The organism is Roseburia intestinalis L1-82 (genome assembly GCF_900537995.1).
Taxonomy (GTDB): domain Bacteria; phylum Bacillota; class Clostridia; order Lachnospirales; family Lachnospiraceae; genus Roseburia; species Roseburia intestinalis.
Genome location: NZ_LR027880.1, coordinates 3,468,134 through 3,488,958, shown reverse-complemented (window position 1 = coordinate 3,488,958; position 20,825 = coordinate 3,468,134). Strand labels below are relative to the sequence as shown.

Sequence of the window (20,825 nt, the reverse complement as noted above, 5' to 3'; positions counted from 1 at the left end):
AAATGAAACGATATCAATATCTGGATGTGGCAAGGGGATTCGGACTTTTGCTTGTCATTATCTCACACAGCTGCGGGCTGAGCCGCTTTCTGATCAATTATTACATTCCGCTGTTTTTTGTGGTTTCGGGATATATTTATAAAGAGGGAAGAAGTTACAAAGAAAATATTGAACACAAGGCAAAACGCCTTCTGATCCCGTATTTTGGATACAGTGCAGTGCTTTTGGCAGTCTATGTGCTGATGGGAAGAACACTTGCGGAGACAAAAGCGTCTGCATTTGGAATTCTTTATTCCAGATACTGCCTGTACGACACGACAGTCGTCAAGGATAACGTTTATTTGTTTACCGTGGCAAATGGTGCCATGTGGTATCTGACCGCATTTTTTGCAGCGAGTCTTGTCTATCATCTGGTCATTGACCGCTGCCTTTCTGACCGGAAATTTTTAATCGGTACACTGATCGTTTTGACTGCCATCACAATGGCACTTGCAGATATTCCGGTACTCCTTCCATGGAGCATCGATCTTGCCTGCGTGGGAACCATCTTCATGATTGCAGGAACCCTGCTTGGGAGAGCACAGTTCTTCGAAAAAAAATGGAATATTCCGTTAATCGCAGCGGTATTTGTCATCTACATCCTGACAAGCTGTCTTGATCCCGGCATCAATATGTCCATCCGCGAATACGGCATCTACGGAGCATTCAGCGTCCCATTTTTCATCATCGTCGGACTCACCGGATCACTGCTCTGCATCTGGTTTGGCAAACTGATCGAAAATACGGCACCGGGCAGATTCATCGCCTACGTCGGAAAAAATACGATCTTCCTGCTCGCCTTCCACATCTTTGCCTTAGAAGTTGTCGAACGTATTGCATCCAAATTTATCGCAATTCCTGTGCCGGGCGGCGCAGTTGTACCATTTGTTCTGTATCATGCACTGCGCATTACCGCCGCCGTCCTGGGATGCCTTGCGTTTTCAGAAATACTGAACCGGTTAAAGAAACGCCTGCGTCGAAAAACCAGGTAGAATCAGATCGTGTTGAAATACCTACGGGGAAAACCAGGTAGAGCCATGTCGTAATGAAACGCCTGCGACGAAAGCCAAAGTAGAGATAGGAAGCGGTGAAACGCCTATCGAAAACATAACGTAAAGCCAGGCGTTTCCCCGCGTCCGAGCCATTTACTGCAAATTCCACCCAGCCGTTTCTAGACGTCCGAGCCACCCACTTCTACCAGCGTTTCCGGTACTCCGACGCCGTACACCCCTCCATCTTCCGGAACACCTTATTAAAATAACTCGCATCATCGATCCCACACAGGTGCGCAATCTCCTCAATCGAAGAATTGCTGTACCGAAGCAGCTCCTTGGCATTATTGATCCTTTTTGCCAGCACATACTGTATGACCGTCGTTCCGAATTCCTTTTTAAATTCCCGTGAAAGATAATACTTACTGATAAAAAACTGTTCCGCAAGCTGGTCTAAGGAGATATTTTCGGTATAATGTTCGTCCAGATAGTGCAGAATTGTTTTAAGTTTATCTGAGAGCAGTTCATTTTTTTCATTAGACTCGGTACAGATGAGCGTTAAAATATGAATGATCTGCTGGGCAGTTAAAAGATCGGTGTCATCGGTCGGTTCTTCGTTGTAGCGGATGATACTCTCGATTGCATTGATCAGTTCTGTGAAATGAGCAGAGCGGAAATGCCAGTTATGGTGATCCCTGAAATAGGTATAATATGCCCTGGCCTCGGGACCGTTGAAATGGATCCAGAGAAGTTCCCATGGATCTTCATCCGTACTGATGTGGGTGTATTCCCCGGAACAGTCGAGAAAAAAACAGTCACCCGCATGCGCTGTTGAAGAGATCATTCCGCCTTCGGATAACGGTTCGCGGTAGGTGACCTCGCCACTGCCGGAGAGCACGACAAAAAACAGGTAGGAATTCAGCTCGCTCCGCCTGCTTAAATGTGATTTCAGGCTTTTTAAATAGCCAGCTTCCTGTATGTGGAAGAAATTTTTGCGGGTAAATGCGGAGGGGGTATTGATGACGCTTCGCGTATTTGTAACTTCGGAGGTTTTATATTTTTCAAAAAATAATTTTTGCATAGCAATATAATACTATTTTAGACCAATATATTCAATTGCAAAATCAAAAAAATTAGATTAATCTATACAACAGCTTAAAATTTTGATATTAGCAAAATAATCATAGAATTCATAAAAGGAGAGATGAAATGAGTAAAAAAGCATTGATCACAGGTGTCACAGGACAGGATGGAAGCTACCTTGCAGAGCTTCTTTTAGAAAAAGGATATGAAGTACACGGTATGGTACGCCGTTCTTCCGTAGAAAAGAGAGAGCGTATCGACCATTTAGAGGGCAATCCGAATTTTACCGTTCATTACGGAGATCTGTCTGATTCTTTAAGTCTGGTACGTCTGATCGGAAGCATTAAACCGGATGAGATCTACAACCTCGCTGCACAGAGCCATGTTGGTGTCAGCTTCGATGTGCCGGAATATACAGCAGATGTTGTCGCAACCGGAGTACTCCGAGTGCTTGAGGCAGTCCGTATCTGTGGATTAGAGAAGACCTGCCGTATTTATCAGGCTTCCACTTCCGAGTTATATGGAAAAGTAGAGGAAGTTCCACAGCGCGAGACAACACCGTTCCACCCATACAGCCCGTATGCAGTTGCAAAACAGTACGGTTTCTGGATCGTAAAAGAGTACCGTGAAGCATATAACATGTTCTGCTGTAATGGTATTTTATTTAACCATGAGTCAGAGCGCCGTGGTGAGACTTTCGTAACCAGAAAAATCTCCCTTGCAGCAGCAAGAATCGCCCAGGGCAAACAGGATGTGCTCTACCTTGGAAATTTATCATCCCTGCGTGACTGGGGTTATGCAAAAGACTATGTTGAATGTATGTGGCTGATCTTACAGAACGACAAACCGGAAGATTTCGTGATCGCAACCGGTGAGCAGCACTCTGTCCGCGAGTTCTGTGAGCACGCATTCCGCGAGGCTGGCATTGAGCTTGAGTTCAAGGGCGAGGGTATGGATGAAGTCGGTATCGACAAAGCAACCGGAAAGACTGTTATCAAAGTTTCACCGGAGTTCTATCGTCCGACCGACGTTGTAAATCTCTGGGGAGATCCTACAAAAGCAAAGACAGAGCTTGGCTGGAATCCGACGAAAACTACTTTTGAGGAGCTTGTAAAGATCATGGTAGCGCATGATATGGAGCTTGTAAAAAACGAAAAATAACATTTGGAGAAAAGTGTGAAAAATAAGATTTTTCACACACAAGTTTGTGCTTACGCTCAAACTTGTTATGTCTTGGGAAACAGACAGAAATGGAGAATAAGATCATGGAAAAGGATGCAAAAATATATGTTGCCGGACACAGAGGAATGGTAGGTTCCGCGATTGTCCGTCAGCTTGAAAAAGAAGGATATACAAATATCATCACAAGAACACACAAAGAGTTAGATCTCTGCCGTCAGGATGCAGTGGAGGAGTTTTTTGCAAAAGAAAAACCGGATTATGTGTTTCTTGCAGCCGCAAAAGTAGGCGGTATCATGGCAAACAGTGAAGCACTCGCTGATTTCATGTATGACAATATGGTTCTTGAGATGAACGTGATCCACGAGGCATGGAAAAACGGATGTAAGAAGTTAATGTTTTTAGGCTCTTCCTGTATTTATCCGCGTATGGCTCCACAGCCGATGAAAGAGAGCTGCCTTCTGACAAGTGAACTGGAGAAAACCAATGAGGCATATGCACTTGCAAAGATCAGCGGTTTAAAATACTGCGAGTTTTTAAACCGTCAGTACGGAACTGATTATATTTCTGTTATGCCGACCAACCTTTACGGACCAAACGATAATTATCATCCAGAGCACAGCCATGTGCTTCCGGCACTGATCCGTCGTTTCCATGAGGCAAAAGAGGCCGGATTAAAAGAGGTAACCTGTTGGGGAACCGGTACACCTCTCAGAGAGTTCCTCTATGTGGACGATCTTGCAGATGCCTGCGTATATCTGATGAACCATTACAGCGGAAACGAGACCGTGAACCTTGGAACCGGAAAAGAGCTGACCATCAAAGAGCTGACAGAACTGGTTGCCAAAGTAGTCGGATATGAGGGTGAGATCAAATGGGATTCCACAAAACCGGACGGAACACCGAGAAAACTTCTTGATGTAAGCAAATTAGAGGGACTCGGCTGGAAATATAAGACAGAGTTAGAGGAAGGAATCCGCCTGACTTATGATGATTTCCTGCACAATCCGATGCGTGCAGAGCGCTAAGAGCGTAGAATGGAGAAACAACATGTATATTGTTTTATTATCAGGCGGTTCCGGAAAGCGTCTCTGGCCGTTATCAAATGATCTGTGTTCCAAGCAGTATATTAAGTTAATGAACCCGGATGAAGCGGAACATTCGGAAAGCACCGAAAAATGTTCCATGTTACAGCGTGTCTTTGGACAGCTGAAAGCGGCATCTCTTTCCGAAAATACGATCGTTTGTGCAAGCGATTCCCAGGTGGAGCTCATCGAGAGCCAGTTGGACGGACAGGCAGAAGTTGCGGTTGAGCCTATGCGCCGCAACACATTCCCGGCTGTTATGTTATCCTGTGCCTATCTTTTGTCAAACAAGGGTGCAAAGCCGGATGATGTGGTTGCATTTCTGCCGGTAGATCCATACACTACAGTAGAGTTTTTTAATAAGATCAAATCTTTGGGTGAATATATTGAAAAACAGGACAGTGTGATCGGACTGCTCGGCGGCGTGCCGACCTATCCATCCACAAAATATGGATATATCGTTCCTGAAAAAAACGGATCCGAGCCGTTTGCAGTAAAAGGATTCCGTGAAAAACCGGATGAGGCGACCGCACAGGAACTTGTGGATATGGGTGCACTCTGGAATTGTGGTGTGTTCTGTTTCAAATTAAACATGGCTGCGCAGTGGCTGGATAAATACGGTGTTACGACAAACTATGATGAGATGGTTGCCGATTACGAAAAGCTGCCGAAACAGAGCTTTGACTATGAGGTGTTAGAGCACTGGAAAAACATTGTTGCTGTCCAGTATGACGGGATCTGGAAAGACCTTGGAACCTGGAATACCCTGACCGAGGAAATGAAAGAGCAGAGCATTGGTGATGTGACATGGGATAAGACCTGTGAGAACAGCCACGCAATCAATGTGCTTGGAGTTCCGATGGTAGTCATGGGAGCAAAAAATATGGTGATCGTTGCTTCGCACGATGGAATATTAGTAGCGGACAAACACCAGAGTTCCTATATCAAGGACTGCCTTGAAAATATTCCGGATGAGTCAAGATTTGAAGAGCGCCGCTGGGGAACGATCAAGACGATCGACAACAACGACGAGGACGGCACACACAGCGTGACAAAACGCATCAAGATCCTTGCAGGCAAGACAATGCCATATCACACACATGCCCAGCATACGGAGACGATCACCGTTATTTCCGGTATGGGAAAACTGATTCTTGAGGGAACGGAAGTAGATCTGCTTGCAGGTTCTACGGTAAGTATTGCATCCGGCAAGAAACATTCCATCAAAGCACTTGGATCGGATCTGCGGCTGATCGAGGTAAGCCTTGGTGTTACCTGTGATGATGAGCAGGTTCTAGGCTAAAAGTATGAATTTTGTCTGAATAAAAAAAGATAAATGTAGCATTCTGGCTGAAAATGTTTTATAATAAAACATGTATATGCGTTTTTCTTTGGAAAACAGGGGGATTGATAAAGAGAATCTCTGTTGTTGGGAAAAACATAAAAAAATAAAAAAATTATTGAAAACAACATAAAAAAATGGTATGTTGTTTACGGACGTAGTAATCACTGCGCGAGTGGAAAGGAGATTGGTTCATGGATACGAACGATATTTCAGCATGCGAAAGACTTGTCATGAAAGTTATCTGGGATTCAACAGAGGATCTGGCATTACAGGATATCATGAACAGAGTAAATCAGGAGAACGGAAAAAGCTGGAAGCCACAGACAGTTTCTACTTTTCTGGCAAGACTGGTTAAGAAATCATTTTTAACAGTTTACCGCAAGGGAAGATATTCATTCTATCAGCCTGCAGTAAGCAAGGAAGATTTCTGGAAAGCAACCGTACAGGAGAACGCAAGATTCTTTGATAAAGGAGATATGGCTGCGTTTGCCTGCCATCTTTGCGAGGATGCGCTTACCAAGGAAGAGGTTCAGGTACTCAAGAAAAAATTAGATGAACTTAATTAGTCAGATATTTTTGATTATCTTGATTGCCTGTTTTACAGGTACGGTCAGTCTGGGGTTCTGGAAGTTATTTCGGCCATTATTACTGAAACTGGACCCCAGATTGATATATGTGACGTTACGGTTTGTATGCATGATGTATATAGTTCCGTTTGGATATCTGATCGTCAGACTGACATGGCGGGGATATCTGCGTGCAGATGGCATATGGAAACCTAATTTTGAGATGGCAGGAGACATGGATCTCGTGTTTGGAATAGCCGGAATTATCTGGCTGGTCTTTCTGATCAAAAATGTCGCAGACAGCATGGTTGAATTTATTCGCTGGAAAAGACTTTGCAGATACAGAATACCTGTGGCAGATGAACAGGTCTGTGCAGAGTTTCTGAAAGTGAAAAATATGCTCCATATCCATCGGAAGATAGGAATTTATTATAGCAGTTCCATTCAGAGTCCGATGGTGACAGGAGTATTCCAATATAATATCTTATTACCGAAGGATCACTACAGTAGAGAAGAACTGACGGTGATCTTTTGTCATGAACTGGTACATTGTAAGTATAATGACCCTTTCTTTAAAATTTGCAGCATTTATATCGGTGCGATGCAGCATATGACCTCCGGGGCAAAACATATTCTGTCATGGATCAATGAGTGGAGTGAATGTGCCTGTGACGTGTCGGCAGTCTGCGCATTGCGTGATGTGATAACGCCCAGACGTTATTTTGAAGTGATCGTAGATCTGATGGAGCGCATGCCGGAGGATTCAAAGCCGGATTATATTTTTTCTACCCTATATGAGAGCCAGCAGAGTTTGGGAAGGAGAATAGAGTATATGAAAAAATATGTGAAAGCCAAAAGAGGGGCAAAAATATCAGCATTTGTACTGTCGTTTTTATTTGTGGTAACTTCAATGACCACAACCTATGCAGCAAGTTATGGAGCAGCGGGTGTGCATGACGAATTGTATCAGGAAGCAGAAGCTACGCAGGGAGAAAGTTTAGAAACACCGGAATTAGAAGAGGTGTTTGTTCCGGCATCTGAGAATAATGATTATTCCCGCATCAAATATGCAAAACCGGACTTCAGTCCGGTGGCACCATTATTGGATGCTGGAGAGCTGACAAATTTTAATTGGACAGTAGAGCCGGGAACACGTTTCTGCTCCGGTAAATTTAAGGTGTCAAGTGGACAAAAGATTTTAATTTCTGCATCAATAGCTCCAAGTACACAGACCTGTTGGATCGGTATCATGGATCCTCACAATAATGTGCGTTATGTAGAGGGAAAAGGTGCATTTGGACATTCGTTTGCTGTTTCTGAGACAGGAAAATACCGTGTATTTGTACAGAACCGTGGAACGAAAAATGTATCAGCGGGTGGATACTACTATTTTGAGTAGGTAAATTACTCATAATCTAAAAAGAAAGAGGCATAGAACCTCTTATCTTTTTGACTCAACACACTACAACTGAAATCGAAGTTCAACAACAACTTATGTAGAAAAATATAACCGGGCGAAATCCGGGAGATTTCATCAGTTATTTCAAAGTAACAGAATTAGGAGCGGTAGAAAAATCAAATACCGTTCCTTTTTTCTGCAAAGAACTTTTTAAGGTACTGGCAGGAAAATCCGGGTTGTCCGTGATGGAGGAAGGCGCATCGATAAAGGCATAGGAGGCGCCTGCAGCCTCGTAAAATTCATCGGAAAATGACCAGTTTCCGTGATGTCCGGCCTGAATATAATCGCAGGAGATATCGTTCCGGTAAGTACCAAGCAGATAGTCGTTCATATCATATTTGATATCAGAGCAGAATAACATACTGTTTTGTGCACCGCTGATCTTAAACAGCAAAGAGGCATTGTTCTGATAGTCTTTTTCATCCCCGACATTAGAAAGAACAGATTCATCCCATGCATTAAAAACAGAGAGTGTCAGATGACCGGCAAGTGTGATCACATCGCCGCGTTTTAAATGTGTGAGATTATCAGCATCTTTCGTCAGCGCGTGGAACGTTTCCATGACGGTGATATCATCGTAAGGTTCACCGGCAGCTTCGATGAAATCATAATCAAAACCGTTGTCATAAATATTTTTTATGGTGATATCTCCCGGATTGGCATAGATAACATTGAATGCACCGGCATGATCCTGGTGCGGATGGGAAATGATCCATGCGTCTACGGTGTTGTTGTGTTTCGCAATCACTTTCCGGACAGCATCGGCATTGCCTGCCCAGCCTCCGTCGATGATGATCAAAGTGTCATCGTTTGAAATCGTATAAAAAGTGCCCTGGACACCGGTCGCATCCGCATACTGCGTGATGAGATATTCCGTGGCAGGATCCGGTATGTGGCCGGTAGAGTCCATCCGGCTCTTCTGATAAGAAAACCATGCTGCACCGCTAAGCAGCAGGGCAGATAAAATTAAAAGAATGGTGGACAGTAAATTTTTCTTCTTCATAAAAATCCTCATTTCCTGGGTTGTTTACCATTTTCTCTTTATTCCAAATACTCCTCAATGCTTCTTTATACATTAGCAAAAAACAGGCGTGTTGTAAATTGCAGACATGGTTAAAATCTCAAACTTGCATGATACTACAGAAAATGGTAGTATAAAACAATATGGAGTATTTTTGACTTTTGAATGGAAAGGCAGGAGGAATACGATGAAAATTGCAATCGCAGGAATAGGATACGTTGGTTTGTCCAATGCAATTTTATTAGCGCAGCATCATGAGGTGACTGCAGTTGATATAATAGAAGAAAAAGTGGAGATGATCAATCAGCGCAGATCACCGCTGGTGGATCGTGAGATTGAGGATTATCTGGCAAATGCAAAACTGGATCTGACTGCAACGACAGACGGTGTACATGCATATGAAAACGCAGATTATGTTATTATCTCGACACAGACAAATTATGATGAAAAGAAAAATTATTTTGACACCTCATCCGTTGAGGAAGTATTAGAACTGGTCTTAAAGGTAAATCCGCATGCGGTGATTGTCATCAAATCCACGATCCCGGTCGGTTATACACAGTCTGTGTGTGAGAAGTATCACACGGATCGTATTCTTTTCTCACCAGAGTTTTTACGGGAAGGACAGGCGTTAAAAGATAATCTTTATCCTTCAAGGATCATTGTCGGTTCGAAAGAGGGAAGCAGTGAGATGAAAAAAGCAGCGGAGAAATTTGCACATCTGCTGCAGGAGGGTGCAATCAAGGAAGATATCCCGACACTTCTGACGAACCTTACGGAAGCGGAGGCAGTGAAACTTTTTGCAAACACATACCTTGCACTCCGTGTTTCATTTTTCAATGAACTTGATACGTTTGCTGCCATGAAAGGACTGGACGCAAAGCAGATCATTGAGGGAATCGGACTTGATCCGAGAATCGGAATGCAGTATAACAACCCTTCCTTTGGATATGGCGGTTACTGTCTGCCGAAAGATACCAAGCAGCTTCTGGCAAACTATGACAATGTGCCGAATAATATTGTTGGTGCGATCGTAGATGCAAACCGGACAAGAAAAGATTTTATAGCAGAACAGATCCTTGAGAAAAATCCGAAGACGGTCGGCATTTACCGTCTTGCGATGAAGGCAAATTCGGATAATTACAGGCAGAGTTCTATTTTAGGGGTTATGGAGCGTATTCGTGCAAAGGGTGTGAACATTGTCATTTATGATCCGTCATTAAAGACAGATACGTTTGAAAATTCCAAAGTGATCCGTGATTTTGATGAGTTTTGTAATATGAGTGATGTGATCGTGGCAAACCGTATGGATAACATGTTGTCAGATGTAAAAGAAAAGGTGTATACAAGAGACATTTATTTCAGAGACTGATTGGAAGGACCGCATATGGATACACATAAATTTTTTGTGGAAAAACTCAGATTCCATCTGAATGAGCCGGATATGCTGGTGTTCGTCGGCTGGTTTTATGACGGAAAAGCATCCGGCAGGGAAGTTCAGGCTTATCTGGATGGCGAAAAGCTGCCGGCTGCCCTTACAGTAAACAAAGGTGCTGAGGTTCGCCAGAAATATCTTGGGACGATCAATGAAATCAATGAGGAAGTTGTCGGGATCGTGACGCTGCCGAAAGACTGGCGTGAAAAAAAGAAGTTTGAAATTTTTACGGATGACGGAGAAAGTAAAAAAAGAGCGTATGCTGTTTCAACCGGAAAACTGCGCGTAAGGGAAAGCAGACTGGAATATTATATTGAAAACTGCCACCGCGATGAGGACACCGTGACGGTGACCGGCTGGTGCATGGGGGCAGGAGAAGTGAATCTTTATCTGCTGGATAACCGCAGACAGAAGCTTCAGGTAAAGACGGATCACTATTTCCGGAAAGATCTGCTCTCTGTATTTCCGGAATGCGACATACAGGCAAAACCAGGGTTTATGATCCAGGCGTCGATTCCGCGAAAGGATGATAACAAAAAGTTTTTCCTTGAAATGCGCAATGCAGAACATTACTCCCGCACCCGGTTAAGAAAGTGGGATGATGGAGGCAGATGGCAGTATATTCTGGAAAAATCACAGGATGCACTCCGCTATTTAGAGCGGAACGGACTGTCTGCAACGATCCACAAGATCGAAAATAAATTAGGGGGGAAATCGGAAACCTCCTATGACGCATGGTGTCAAAAATATGATGTAAAAAAAGAAGAACTTGAGGAACAGAGAAAACGGACATTTTCTTATCAGCCCTTGTTTTCCGTCGTCGTGCCGCTGTATCGGACAAAACCGGAATTTTTAAAAGAAATGATCGGATCCATACAGGCACAGACTTATGGTAACTGGCAGTTATGCTTAGCGGACGGCAGTCTGTCAGGGGATGATGCGGGGACTGCGGAAAACGGACAGGCACCTGTAACGGAGCTGACACCGCTCTTAGAGCAGTATGCGAAAGCGGATAAAAGGATTACATTTACAACACTTCCAAAGAATCTTGGAATATCCGGCAATACGAACGCAGCGCTTGCACTGGCAGCAGGTGACTATATCGTCCTGGCTGACCATGATGATATTGTTCCTGCGAATGCGCTCTATGAACTGGCAGATGCCTTAAATCAGGATCGCAGTATTGATGTCTTATATTCAGACGAAGATAAGATCAGCATGGATGGAAAAAAGAGATTTGAACCTCATTTTAAACCGGATTTTGATCTCGATCTTTTGTGCAGTGTCAATTATATCTGTCACCTGTTTGCGGCTAAAAAAGAGCTTGTGGATATGGCAGGTGGATTTTGCAGTGAATATGACGGGGCACAGGATCTTGATTTTATCTTAAGATGTTGTGAGAATGCGAAGAATATCAGACATATTCCAAAGATTTTGTATCACTGGAGATGTCATATGCAGTCTACGGCTGCAAATCCGGAGAGCAAGCTGTATGCGTTCGAGGCAGGAAGACGTGCGATAGAGGCACATTATAGCAGGATTGGGGTTCCGGCAGCTGTGGAAAATGCAGCATTTTACGGGATGTACCGGACAAAATATGACTGGAAGGAAAAACCGCTGGTATCGATCATTATTCCAAATAAAGATCACAGGAAAGATTTAGAAACATGCGTTAATTCCATTCTCGAAAAAACCACTTACCCGAACATCGAGTTTATTATTGTAGAAAATAACAGTACCGAGCAGGAAACCTTTGATTATTACAAAGATCTTGAGACAATGCGTGAAAATGTACATGTTGTTTTTTATGAGGGTGGCTTTAATTATTCAAAGATCAACAATTTCGGTGCGGATGCCGCAAAGGGTTCGTATCTGTTACTCCTCAACAATGATACGGAAATGATCGACGGTGGCGCGATCGGTGAGATGTTAGGTTATTGTATGCGCGGGGATGTTGGAATTGTCGGTGCAAAGCTGTTATACGAGGATGAGACGATCCAGCATGCCGGAGTCGTTTTAGGATTTGGCGGGACCGCGGGACATGCATTTATCGGCAAACCGCGTTACGATACCGGTTATTTTGGCAGAATTTTGTGTGCGCAGGATTATTCGGCTGTCACTGCGGCCTGTATGATGGTAAAGCGCAGTGTGTTTGATGAGGTCGGCGGACTGACGGAAGAACTTGCGGTTGCATTTAATGACATTGATTTTTGTCTGAAAGTGCGCAAAACAGGAAAGCTTGTGGTCTATGATCCATATGCAGAGTGGTTCCATTATGAGTCGAAATCCAGAGGATATGAGGATTCACCGGAAAAAGTGGAGCGGTTTAATGACGAGGTGGATACACTGCTTCGTTCATGGAGAGAGATCATTGAGCAGGGAGATCCGTATTATAATCCGAACCTGACACTGGATAATTCAGATTTTTCCCTGCGCAAATAGGCAGTAAGAAAGAAGAGAGGCAGCAGTTCCTATGATGAAAGTATTTATTTGCCCGGAATGCGGATGGATGCGTGTCGTATCAAGACGCAAAGATGTGGAGTGCTTTAAATGTGGAAACGAGCAGATGACGCTGGCAAAGGTGGATTTTGACGCATTCACCTCAATGTCGGAGGAGGAACGAAAGGATTACGCAAACGGATGGCTCTATATCCATCAGAAAGCGAAAAAATAAACATGAAGTCAATTTTTCAGAAAATAACCGTTCAGAAAGTTGTGAAGGGATTCCGCTATCTGAAACATTATGGATGGAAAGAATTTATCATCCGTCTCCAGGAAAAGATGGAGGCAGAAAATGTTCCGTATGAGCCATGGTATGAAAAACATAAGGCGACAGCGGAGCAGATAGAGAAACAGAAAAAGCAGGCAGAAAAATGGAACGATGCGCCAAAGATCAGTATCGTGGTGCCGCTTTTTAAGACACCGGAAACTTTTCTGCGCGCGATGATAGAGTCCGTACAGGCGCAGACCTATGGCAACTGGCAGTTATGCCTTGCGGATGGAAGCGGAGCCGGGGATGAAGATGCGGATCCGAAAGCGTCTTTGGTGCAGAGTATTGCAAATGAATATGCATCTGCAGATGCGCGGATCAAGTATGAATGTCTGACCGAAAATCAGGGGATCGCGGGAAATACAAATGCGGCGATCGCACTGGCGGACGGAGACTGGATCGCATTTATGGATCATGATGATCTGCTTGCGCCGGATGCACTGTTTGAGATGGTAAAAATGATCCGGCAGGGATTCCACGATGAGGATGGGCTTGCAGCGACGGTCTACCGGGAAGACGGTAATGACTACGAGATGCTTTATACGGATGAAGACAAAGTCGATATGGATGGAAAAACACATTTTCAGCCGCATTTAAAGCCGGACTTTAACATCGATCTGCTCCGTTCAAATAATTACATCACGCATTTCCTTGCAGTAAAGAGATCACTTCTCGACCGGGTTGGCGGAATCCGTTCTGATTTTGACGGGGCACAGGATTATGATTTTATTCTCCGCTGTGCGGAACAGGCAGGGGCGATCGGGCACATTCCAAGGATCTTATACCACTGGAGATGCCACAAAGAGTCGACCTCTGAGAATCCGTTTTCCAAGCAGTATGCAGTGGATGCGGGAAAACGTGCGATCGGGGAACATTTAAAACGCCTTGGCGTGGATGCTGTCGTGACGCCGACGAAGGATATGGGATTTTATGAGGTGGAGTATCCTCTGACAGAGCAGCCGCTTGTGTCGATCATCATACCAAGTAAGGATGAGGTGGAAACCTTACGGAAATGTATTGCTGCGATCGAAAAGTCTTCGTATGGCAATTATGAAGTTATTGTGGTGGAAAACAACAGCTGCGAAGATACTTTCCGTTATTATGGGGACATTGCGCCGCAGGAAACGACCGTTGATGGAACACGCTGCATGGAGGGAAAACTTGCAGGCGGACAGCGCATCTGTGTTGCAGTCTATATGGAAGGATTTAACTATTCGAAGTTAAATAATTTCGGTGTAAAATTTGCAAAAGGCAGCTATTACCTTCTGATGAACAATGACATTGAAATGATCGGAAATGACTGGATGAAGCGGATGCTTGGAAGCTGCCTGCGGGAAGAAGTAGGAATCGTCGGCGCAAAACTGTTTTATCAGGATCACACGATCCAGCATGCCGGGATCGTAGTGGGAATTGGCGGAAGTGCGCGCGGCATCGGAGATAACATGTTTGTCGGTCTTGCCGGGGACCGGAGCGGGTACATGCATAAGGCATCCCTCCAGCTTGATTACAGCGCAGTCACGGCGGCATGTCTGATGGTAAAAAGAGAGATTTATGAGCAGGCAGGCGGTTTTGAGGAGCAGCTTGCAGTTGCGTTTAATGATGTGGATTTCTGTCTGAAGGTGCGCAGACTCGGGAAATTAGTTGTCTACGAGCCGCATGTGCAGGCATATCATTATGAATCGAAATCCCGCGGGGCGGAAGATTCACCGGAAAAAACAGCGCGTTTCCAGCGTGAGATCGAATACATGAGAAATCACTGGATCGGTATCTTAAAAAACGGAGATCCGTATTACAATCCAAATTTTTCTTCGGTTTATAATAATTATTCTCTGAAGGATAACAGCTGAATGGAGGATAGATGACGGAAGTTACGATTATCATTCCGAACTACAACGGAAAAAAGCTTTTGGAAAACTGCATAAAGACACTCGAACGGCAGACCTGTCAGGAATTTAAACTGCTTGTGATCGACAATGGCTCTAAGGATGGCAGCACGGACGTGACATCGGAGAGCCTTTACATGGAAATGGTCGCACTGCCGGAAAATACCGGATTTTGTGGTGCGGTAAACCTTGGCTTTGAAATGACAACAACACCATATGCGATCTTACTGAACAATGATACCGAGGCAGAGCCGCATTTTGTGGAGGAGCTGTTAAAAGGAATCCGGCAGTCGGAACGTATTTTTTCCTGTGGCGCGCAGATGCTTGATTTTAAACAGAGAGAGCTGCTTGACAATGCGGGGGATCTCTATACGCTGCCGGGCTGGGCAGTTGCGCGTGGAAAGGGCAGACCTGCCGCAGATTATGGAAAACAGACGGATGTTTTTTCCTGTTGTGGAGGAGCGGTCATCTACCGGATGTCCGTGTTAAAACAGATTGGTGTGATGGATGAAAAACATTTTGCTTATCTTGAGGATCTCGATCTCGGTTACCGTGCAAGGATCGCAGGATACCGCAACCGTTATATCCCGGATGCAAAAGTGTATCATGTCGGGAGTGCGACGACAGGTTCGCGCTACAATGAAAAAAAAGTATTTCTTGCCGCACGCAATTCCATGTTTGTGATCTATAAAAATATGCCGTTGCTGCAGTTTTTGATCAATCTGCCGTTTTTATTTGCCGGTGTTTTGGTAAAATGGCTGTTTTTCTGCAAAAAAGGATTTGGACGCCGTTATTTAGAGGGCATTGCAGAGGGAATCGGGCAGTGCAGAACATGCAGAAAAGTCCGCTTTAAGGTTGGAAATCTTCGCAATTATGTAAAAATTGAGTGGGAACTCATTACAAATATATTTCGCGTATTATCGCACAGATAACGGGAAAAAACGTTTGAGCATCAAAGAATAATAAAGAAATAATTAAGAAATTGTGACAAGAGTTTTAAGAAAAAGAAGTTGTGCTTTCTGGAAAATTATTGTATTATTATTTTTATGGTAGCTTGAAAATGAAAAAAGGATGACATTATGATAAAAGATAATCAACAGCATTTTAACAGACTGCATGTGATCATAGATGCGTTTGTCATTGTGGTATCATATATCCTGGCATGGTGGCTGAAGTTTTCGAGCGGTATTTTGGACTCACCGGGTGGTGCACTGTCATTTGGATTTTACATGAAGGCACTGGTCGTGATTGTTCCGTTGTATCTGATTTTGTATTATGCGTTTAACCTGTATACGCCAAAGCGGGTACAGGGACGGCGGTTAGAGTTTTCCAATGTCGTGATGGCGAACATTGTAGGTTTTCTGTTGATTTTTACAGTATTGTACAACCTGCAGTCTTATGTGGATCAGTTTCGAAATTTTTCCCGTGAGATGTTCTTTTATTTCTTTGCGATCAACACGGTATTAGAAGAGTCGTTCCGTCTGCTGATACGTCAGTTTCTGCGCACAATACGCAAAAACGGTTATAATCTGAAGCATGTACTCCTTGTGGGATATTCCCGTGCTGCGGAGCAGTATATAGACCGGATACAGCAGAATCCGCAGTGGGGATACAATGTCAGGGGAATTTTAGACGACAATATAGCGAGAGGGACGACTTATAAAGGGGTAAAGGTCATTGGAAGCGTTGGCAATCTGCTTTATATCCTGCCGGAGAACAAGTTAGACGAGATTGCGATCACACTTGGACTGGAAGAGTATTATAAGCTGGAAAAGATCGTTGCGGAATGTGAAAAATCCGGAGTTCATACCAAATTTATTCCGGATTATGGAAATATTATTCCGACGAAGCCGTACACGGAGGATCTTTTGGGACTTCCTGTTATTAATATCCGTTATGTACCGTTGTCAAACACGTTTAATGCACTTGTAAAACGGTGTATGGATATTGTGGGTTCACTGATCTGTATCGTGCTTTTTTCGCCCATTATGCTGCTTACAGCAATTGCAGTCAAAGTGACTTCAAAAGGACCGCTGATCTTTAAGCAGGAGCGTGTCGGACTGCATAATGAACCATTCCGCATGTATAAGTTCCGCACCATGTATGTGCAGACTGAGGAAGAAGAACGCAAAGGCTGGACACATAAAGATGATCCGCGGATCACAAAGATTGGCAGATTTCTGCGCAAGACGAGCCTTGATGAGTTTCCCCAGTTGTTTAACGTGTTAAAAGGTGATATGAGCCTTGTTGGACCAAGACCGGAGCGGCCGCAGTATGTGGAAAAATTCCGGGAAGAGATACCGCGTTATATGATCAAACATCAGGTACGTCCCGGCATGACCGGATGGGCACAGGTCAATGGATATCGGGGAGATACATCCATCCGCAAGCGGATCGAACATGATCTTTACTATATTGAAAACTGGACGATAGGGCTGGATATTAAAATCTTGTTTCTTACCGTCTTCAAGGGTTTTATAAATAAAAATGCATATTAGGAGAAAACATTTATGAGTAAAACAGTACAGGGAAGAAGCGGGGCACACAGCAAAGCGTCAAAAAGAAGAAAGAAGCAGAAAAACAGACTCATTATCGTTGTAATTGAGATTCTTGTATTGCTGATTTTAGCAGCAGTGTTGTTTGTTACGGTAAAACTTTCAAAGATCCAGAAAGACACAAGCTTCAATAAAGAAGATATCGAGGTAAATGAGGGATTATCTTCGGAGTCACAGGAAATCATGGCAGGTTATACAACAATCGCACTGTTTGGTCTTGATAACCGTTCAAACGGTAATCTCTCCAAAGGTAACAGTGATGTTATCATGATCGCAAGTATCAATAATGATACACATGCGGTAAAGCTGGTATCTGTATATCGAGACAGTTATCTGGATATCGGAGGCGGTACTTTTAAGAAATGTAATTCCGCATATGCAAAAGGTGGTCCGGAGCAGGCAATTACCATGTTAAATAAAAACCTGGATATGGACATTACCGATTATGTAACAGTGGACTTTAATGCAGTTGTTGAATGTGTAGATCTTCTGGGCGGAGTTACGATCCCGGAGGTGTCTGATGAAGAGGCTGTGCTGATGCATGGTTATATGGATGAGATCAATAAACTGACCAAAAATAATTCCAAGTACTTATCCGGTGGCGGAACAAATGTAGAGATGGATGGTGTTCAGGCATGTGCGTATGCGCGTATCCGTTATACTGCAGGAGATGATTATAAGCGTACAGAACGCCAGCGTACTGTTCTTACTGCAATGGTACAGAAAGCGCAGAAGGCAAATCTTACTACGATCAACAGCCTGATCGACGAATTATTTGGTGATATCAAGACAAGTTTTTCAAATACAGAACTGATTTCTCTTGCCGCAAAAGTATTCAATTACAGCCTTGGTGAGACAATAGGTTTCCCGTTTGAGAAGAATACGACAACACTTGGAAATAAGGGAAGCGTTGTTGTACCATGTGATCTTGAATCCAACGTAAAACAGCTTCATGTATTTTTATACGATGATAATGAATATGCACCGACCGATACAGTCAAGAATAACAGTGCTCAGATTGTCAATGATACCGGATTCCATCAGGGAGAAGGATATTAATGAAAGCAGATCTGATCATACCGACTTACAGACCGGATGACACATTTTGTCTGCTCCTGCAAAAACTGCAGGAGCAGACCTTTGTCGTTCATAGGGTCATTATTTTAAACACAGAAGAAAAATTGTGGAAAGAAGCTGTGGAAAAGTATCCGATCGAACAGAGTCTTTGTGGACTTCCATGTGAGTATACGCTGTATCATATCAGCAAAGAAATGTTTGATCATGGCGGTACCAGAATGTGTGGCGTGAAACATTCCGATGCGGATATTGTTATCTTTATGACACAGGATGCGGTTCCGGCAGATAAAAATCTGGTTGCAAATCTGGTAAAGGGTTTGGAAGAGGAGGATACGGCTGTCTGTTATGCAAGACAGCTTCCGAATGAAAACTGCCGCATTGTGGAACGCTATACAAGATCTTTTAATTATCCGGATGAAAGCAGGAAAAAGGGAAAAGCGGATATAGAAGAAATGGGGATCAAGACGTTTTTCTGTTCCGATGTATGTGCGGCTTACAGAGTGGATCTGTTTCATAAACTTGGCGGATTCGAATCACCGGTTATTTTTAATGAAGATATGTTTTTTGCCGCAAAAGCAGTTTTTGCGGGATATTATGTAAAATATGAGGCAGAAGCAAAAGTCATTCACTCCCACAACTATACGGTAAGACAGCAGTTTCACCGCAATTTTGATCTGGCTGTCTCACAGACCATGCATCCGGAGATCTTTGAGCAGATCAGTTCGGAAGCGGAGGGAATGAAGCTGGTAAAGAGTACGATGAAGTATCTGTGCTCAATTGGAAAGCCGTATCTTATCTTTGAACTTGGAATCCAGTGTGTTGGAAAGTATGCTGGTTACCGGCTCGGCAAACGGTATAAAAAGCTGAGCAGGAAACAGATCTTAAAATGTACGATGAGTCCGGAGTACTGGAAACGTTTGTGGAATCAGGAAGTATCAGACGGGAATAGGTAAATTATGAGAGAGACTTCTAAAAAAGTTTTATTTTGGGCATTGATGTTTTTCGGAGCATTCCTCCTGTTGACACAGGTGGGATATTCCGATGGCGACGATGCCTTTTTTTATCAGTATACACATGAAATGGGATTTTTCGAGTATTTAAGCTGGCGCTATCAGACGTGGGTCGGCAGGATGTCCGGGGAAGCAATGGTGTACATTGCATTTTCACTGGGAATCTGGTTCTGGCGTATCGTAAATGCCATGATGCTTGTGCTTCTTCCATGCGGCGTGTTGAAACTGGCAGAAAAAGCAGCGGGTATCCGGACAAAAAATTTTCTGCCGGGCGAGTCGGTTGCAGTAGTAAGCGGTTATCTTCTGATGGCGATTATGACCGTTGGATATGCGGCAATCTGGATCAACGGTTCCATTTTTTATACATGGTCATTTACCTGTGGGATCTGGGCACTGGTTCCGGTTGCAGATATTGTATTTGACACGGGAGATGGTGGTTCAGGGGATCATAATACCTGGCATTTTTTTTATTCCATTCCCTGCGCAGTTCTCGCAAGTATGTCGATCGAACAGATGGCGGCGGTGCTTGTGACGTTTGAGGTGCTGGCGGTACTGGTGGTGATACTGAGAAAGCATGAAAAGCAAAGAACCATTCTTCTTATCATACAGACAGCAGTGACGGTCGTGGCGTTTGTGATTCTGTTTTTAGCACCGGGAAATGATATCCGTGTTGCATCGGAAGTACAGAACTGGATGCCGCAGTATGAGGAACTTTCTTTTGGGGAGCATCTTTTTGTTACAGTTCAATGGCTGGTTTCTTCTTTTGCAAATGAAAACCGCCTGTTGCTGTTTGGAATCTGGCTGGCGGGAATCCTGCATATTATATGTAAAAATGAAAGAAAAGCATCAGATGTGGCATGTATGACGGCTGCAGGACTGTTTTCTGCAGCTGCATTACTGCCGTTTGCCGGAATCAAGGTGTTTTCAGACTGTGGTCTTCATATCGCAGATATTACAGTACGGCTGGAGCAGGTACCGCGGATCGAAGAGATGCAGGCGGCAAACTGGTTTGCAATGTGCTGGTGGATCGCGGCACTTTTGTTTACCTGTATCTTGATATGGAAAGTTTCAAAACATAACGTAGTCCTTATGCTGGTGTGGCTTGGCGGAATTGCAAGTGAGGCGATCATGCATTTCTCACCGACGATCTATGCGTCCGGTGCGCGCGTTTATTATCTGACGGATTGGATGTGTATGTTTATTATATTGGTTCTGGCATTTAAAATGCCGGGTAAGAAATGGAGAGATCTGTATTATTCTATCGTGGCAGGTCTTGGCGTTTGGAATCTGCTATATCAGGTTATCAATTATATTTGAGAAGAAAAC

At 43.8% G+C, this 20,825-nt stretch carries 17 protein-coding genes; 15 read left to right on the top strand and 2 right to left on the bottom strand.

Features of this window, described 5'->3' with window-relative positions:
- Positions 1-2 precede the first annotated feature (2 nt).
- Positions 3-1,031 (top strand): acyltransferase family protein, encoded by a 1,029-nt coding sequence (locus RIL182_RS16345; protein WP_006855893.1) that lies wholly within the window; start codon positions 3-5, stop codon positions 1,029-1,031.
- A 202-nt stretch (positions 1,032-1,233) separates the two neighbouring features.
- Here RIL182_RS16345 and RIL182_RS16340 read toward each other — a convergent pair whose 3' ends face one another.
- Positions 1,234-2,112, bottom strand: a complete 879-nt coding sequence (locus tag RIL182_RS16340; RefSeq protein WP_006855892.1) for a helix-turn-helix transcriptional regulator — start codon at positions 2,110-2,112, stop codon at positions 1,234-1,236.
- A 128-nt stretch (positions 2,113-2,240) separates the two neighbouring features.
- Between RIL182_RS16340 and gmd the strand changes: the two genes are divergently transcribed.
- From gmd to RIL182_RS16315, 5 genes are all read left to right on the top strand, one after another.
- The gene (gene gmd / locus RIL182_RS16335) at positions 2,241-3,275 is read left to right on the top strand and encodes a GDP-mannose 4,6-dehydratase (RefSeq protein ID WP_006855891.1); all 1,035 of its coding nucleotides are present in this window, start codon (positions 2,241-2,243) and stop codon (positions 3,273-3,275) included.
- Between the two features lie 104 nt (positions 3,276-3,379).
- Positions 3,380-4,321, top strand: coding sequence for a GDP-L-fucose synthase (fcl, locus tag RIL182_RS16330; RefSeq protein WP_015559782.1), 942 nt, complete (start codon positions 3,380-3,382; stop codon positions 4,319-4,321).
- Positions 4,322-4,343: 22 nt separating this feature from the next.
- Positions 4,344-5,681 carry a sugar phosphate nucleotidyltransferase gene (locus RIL182_RS16325; protein ID WP_015559783.1) on the top strand — a complete coding sequence of 446 codons (1,338 nt, stop codon included), beginning with the start codon at positions 4,344-4,346 and terminating at the stop codon, positions 5,679-5,681.
- A 233-nt stretch (positions 5,682-5,914) separates the two neighbouring features.
- On the top strand, positions 5,915-6,289 hold the full coding sequence (locus RIL182_RS16320; RefSeq protein ID WP_006855887.1) for a BlaI/MecI/CopY family transcriptional regulator: 375 nt from the start codon (positions 5,915-5,917) through the stop codon (positions 6,287-6,289).
- A 130-nt stretch (positions 6,290-6,419) separates the two neighbouring features.
- Positions 6,420-7,688, top strand: coding sequence for a M56 family metallopeptidase (locus tag RIL182_RS16315; protein WP_242655474.1), 1,269 nt, complete (start codon positions 6,420-6,422; stop codon positions 7,686-7,688).
- Between the two features lie 139 nt (positions 7,689-7,827).
- On the opposite strand, the gene RIL182_RS16310 is transcribed toward RIL182_RS16315, so the two are convergent.
- A complete protein-coding gene (locus tag RIL182_RS16310; RefSeq protein ID WP_015559785.1) occupies positions 7,828-8,751 on the bottom strand; it encodes a ComEC/Rec2 family competence protein in 924 nt (307 codons plus the stop codon).
- A gap of 205 nt (positions 8,752-8,956) precedes the next feature.
- Between RIL182_RS16310 and RIL182_RS16305 the strand changes: the two genes are divergently transcribed.
- The 9 genes from RIL182_RS16305 (at position 8,957) to RIL182_RS16265 (ending at position 20,816) form a co-directional block, all read left to right on the top strand.
- A complete protein-coding gene (locus RIL182_RS16305) occupies positions 8,957-10,141 on the top strand; it encodes a nucleotide sugar dehydrogenase (RefSeq protein ID WP_015521164.1) in 1,185 nt (394 codons plus the stop codon).
- Positions 10,142-10,156: 15 nt separating this feature from the next.
- Positions 10,157-12,646, top strand: a complete 2,490-nt coding sequence (locus tag RIL182_RS16300) for a glycosyltransferase family 2 protein (RefSeq protein ID WP_006855883.1) — start codon at positions 10,157-10,159, stop codon at positions 12,644-12,646.
- Between the two features lie 31 nt (positions 12,647-12,677).
- Positions 12,678-12,878: a hypothetical protein gene (locus RIL182_RS16295; protein ID WP_006855882.1), complete on the top strand. Its 201-nt coding sequence runs from the start codon at positions 12,678-12,680 to the stop codon at positions 12,876-12,878.
- A 2-nt stretch (positions 12,879-12,880) separates the two neighbouring features.
- Positions 12,881-14,821, top strand: coding sequence for a glycosyltransferase family 2 protein (locus RIL182_RS16290; protein ID WP_006855881.1), 1,941 nt, complete (start codon positions 12,881-12,883; stop codon positions 14,819-14,821).
- Positions 14,822-14,832: 11 nt separating this feature from the next.
- On the top strand, positions 14,833-15,789 hold the full coding sequence (locus tag RIL182_RS16285; RefSeq protein WP_006855880.1) for a glycosyltransferase family 2 protein: 957 nt from the start codon (positions 14,833-14,835) through the stop codon (positions 15,787-15,789).
- Between the two features lie 147 nt (positions 15,790-15,936).
- Positions 15,937-17,355, top strand: coding sequence for an undecaprenyl-phosphate glucose phosphotransferase (locus tag RIL182_RS16280; protein ID WP_006855878.1), 1,419 nt, complete (start codon positions 15,937-15,939; stop codon positions 17,353-17,355).
- A gap of 12 nt (positions 17,356-17,367) precedes the next feature.
- Complete coding sequence (locus RIL182_RS16275; RefSeq protein ID WP_006855877.1) at positions 17,368-18,471, top strand: LCP family protein; 1,104 nt, start codon at positions 17,368-17,370, stop codon at positions 18,469-18,471.
- On the top strand, positions 18,471-19,442 hold the full coding sequence (locus RIL182_RS16270) for a glycosyltransferase family 2 protein (protein WP_006855876.1): 972 nt from the start codon (positions 18,471-18,473) through the stop codon (positions 19,440-19,442). The genes RIL182_RS16275 and RIL182_RS16270 overlap by 1 nt, the downstream gene beginning before the upstream one ends.
- Positions 19,443-19,445: 3 nt before the next feature.
- Positions 19,446-20,816 carry a DUF6056 family protein gene (locus tag RIL182_RS16265; protein WP_006855875.1) on the top strand — a complete coding sequence of 457 codons (1,371 nt, stop codon included), beginning with the start codon at positions 19,446-19,448 and terminating at the stop codon, positions 20,814-20,816.
- Positions 20,817-20,825: the final 9 nt, after the last annotated feature.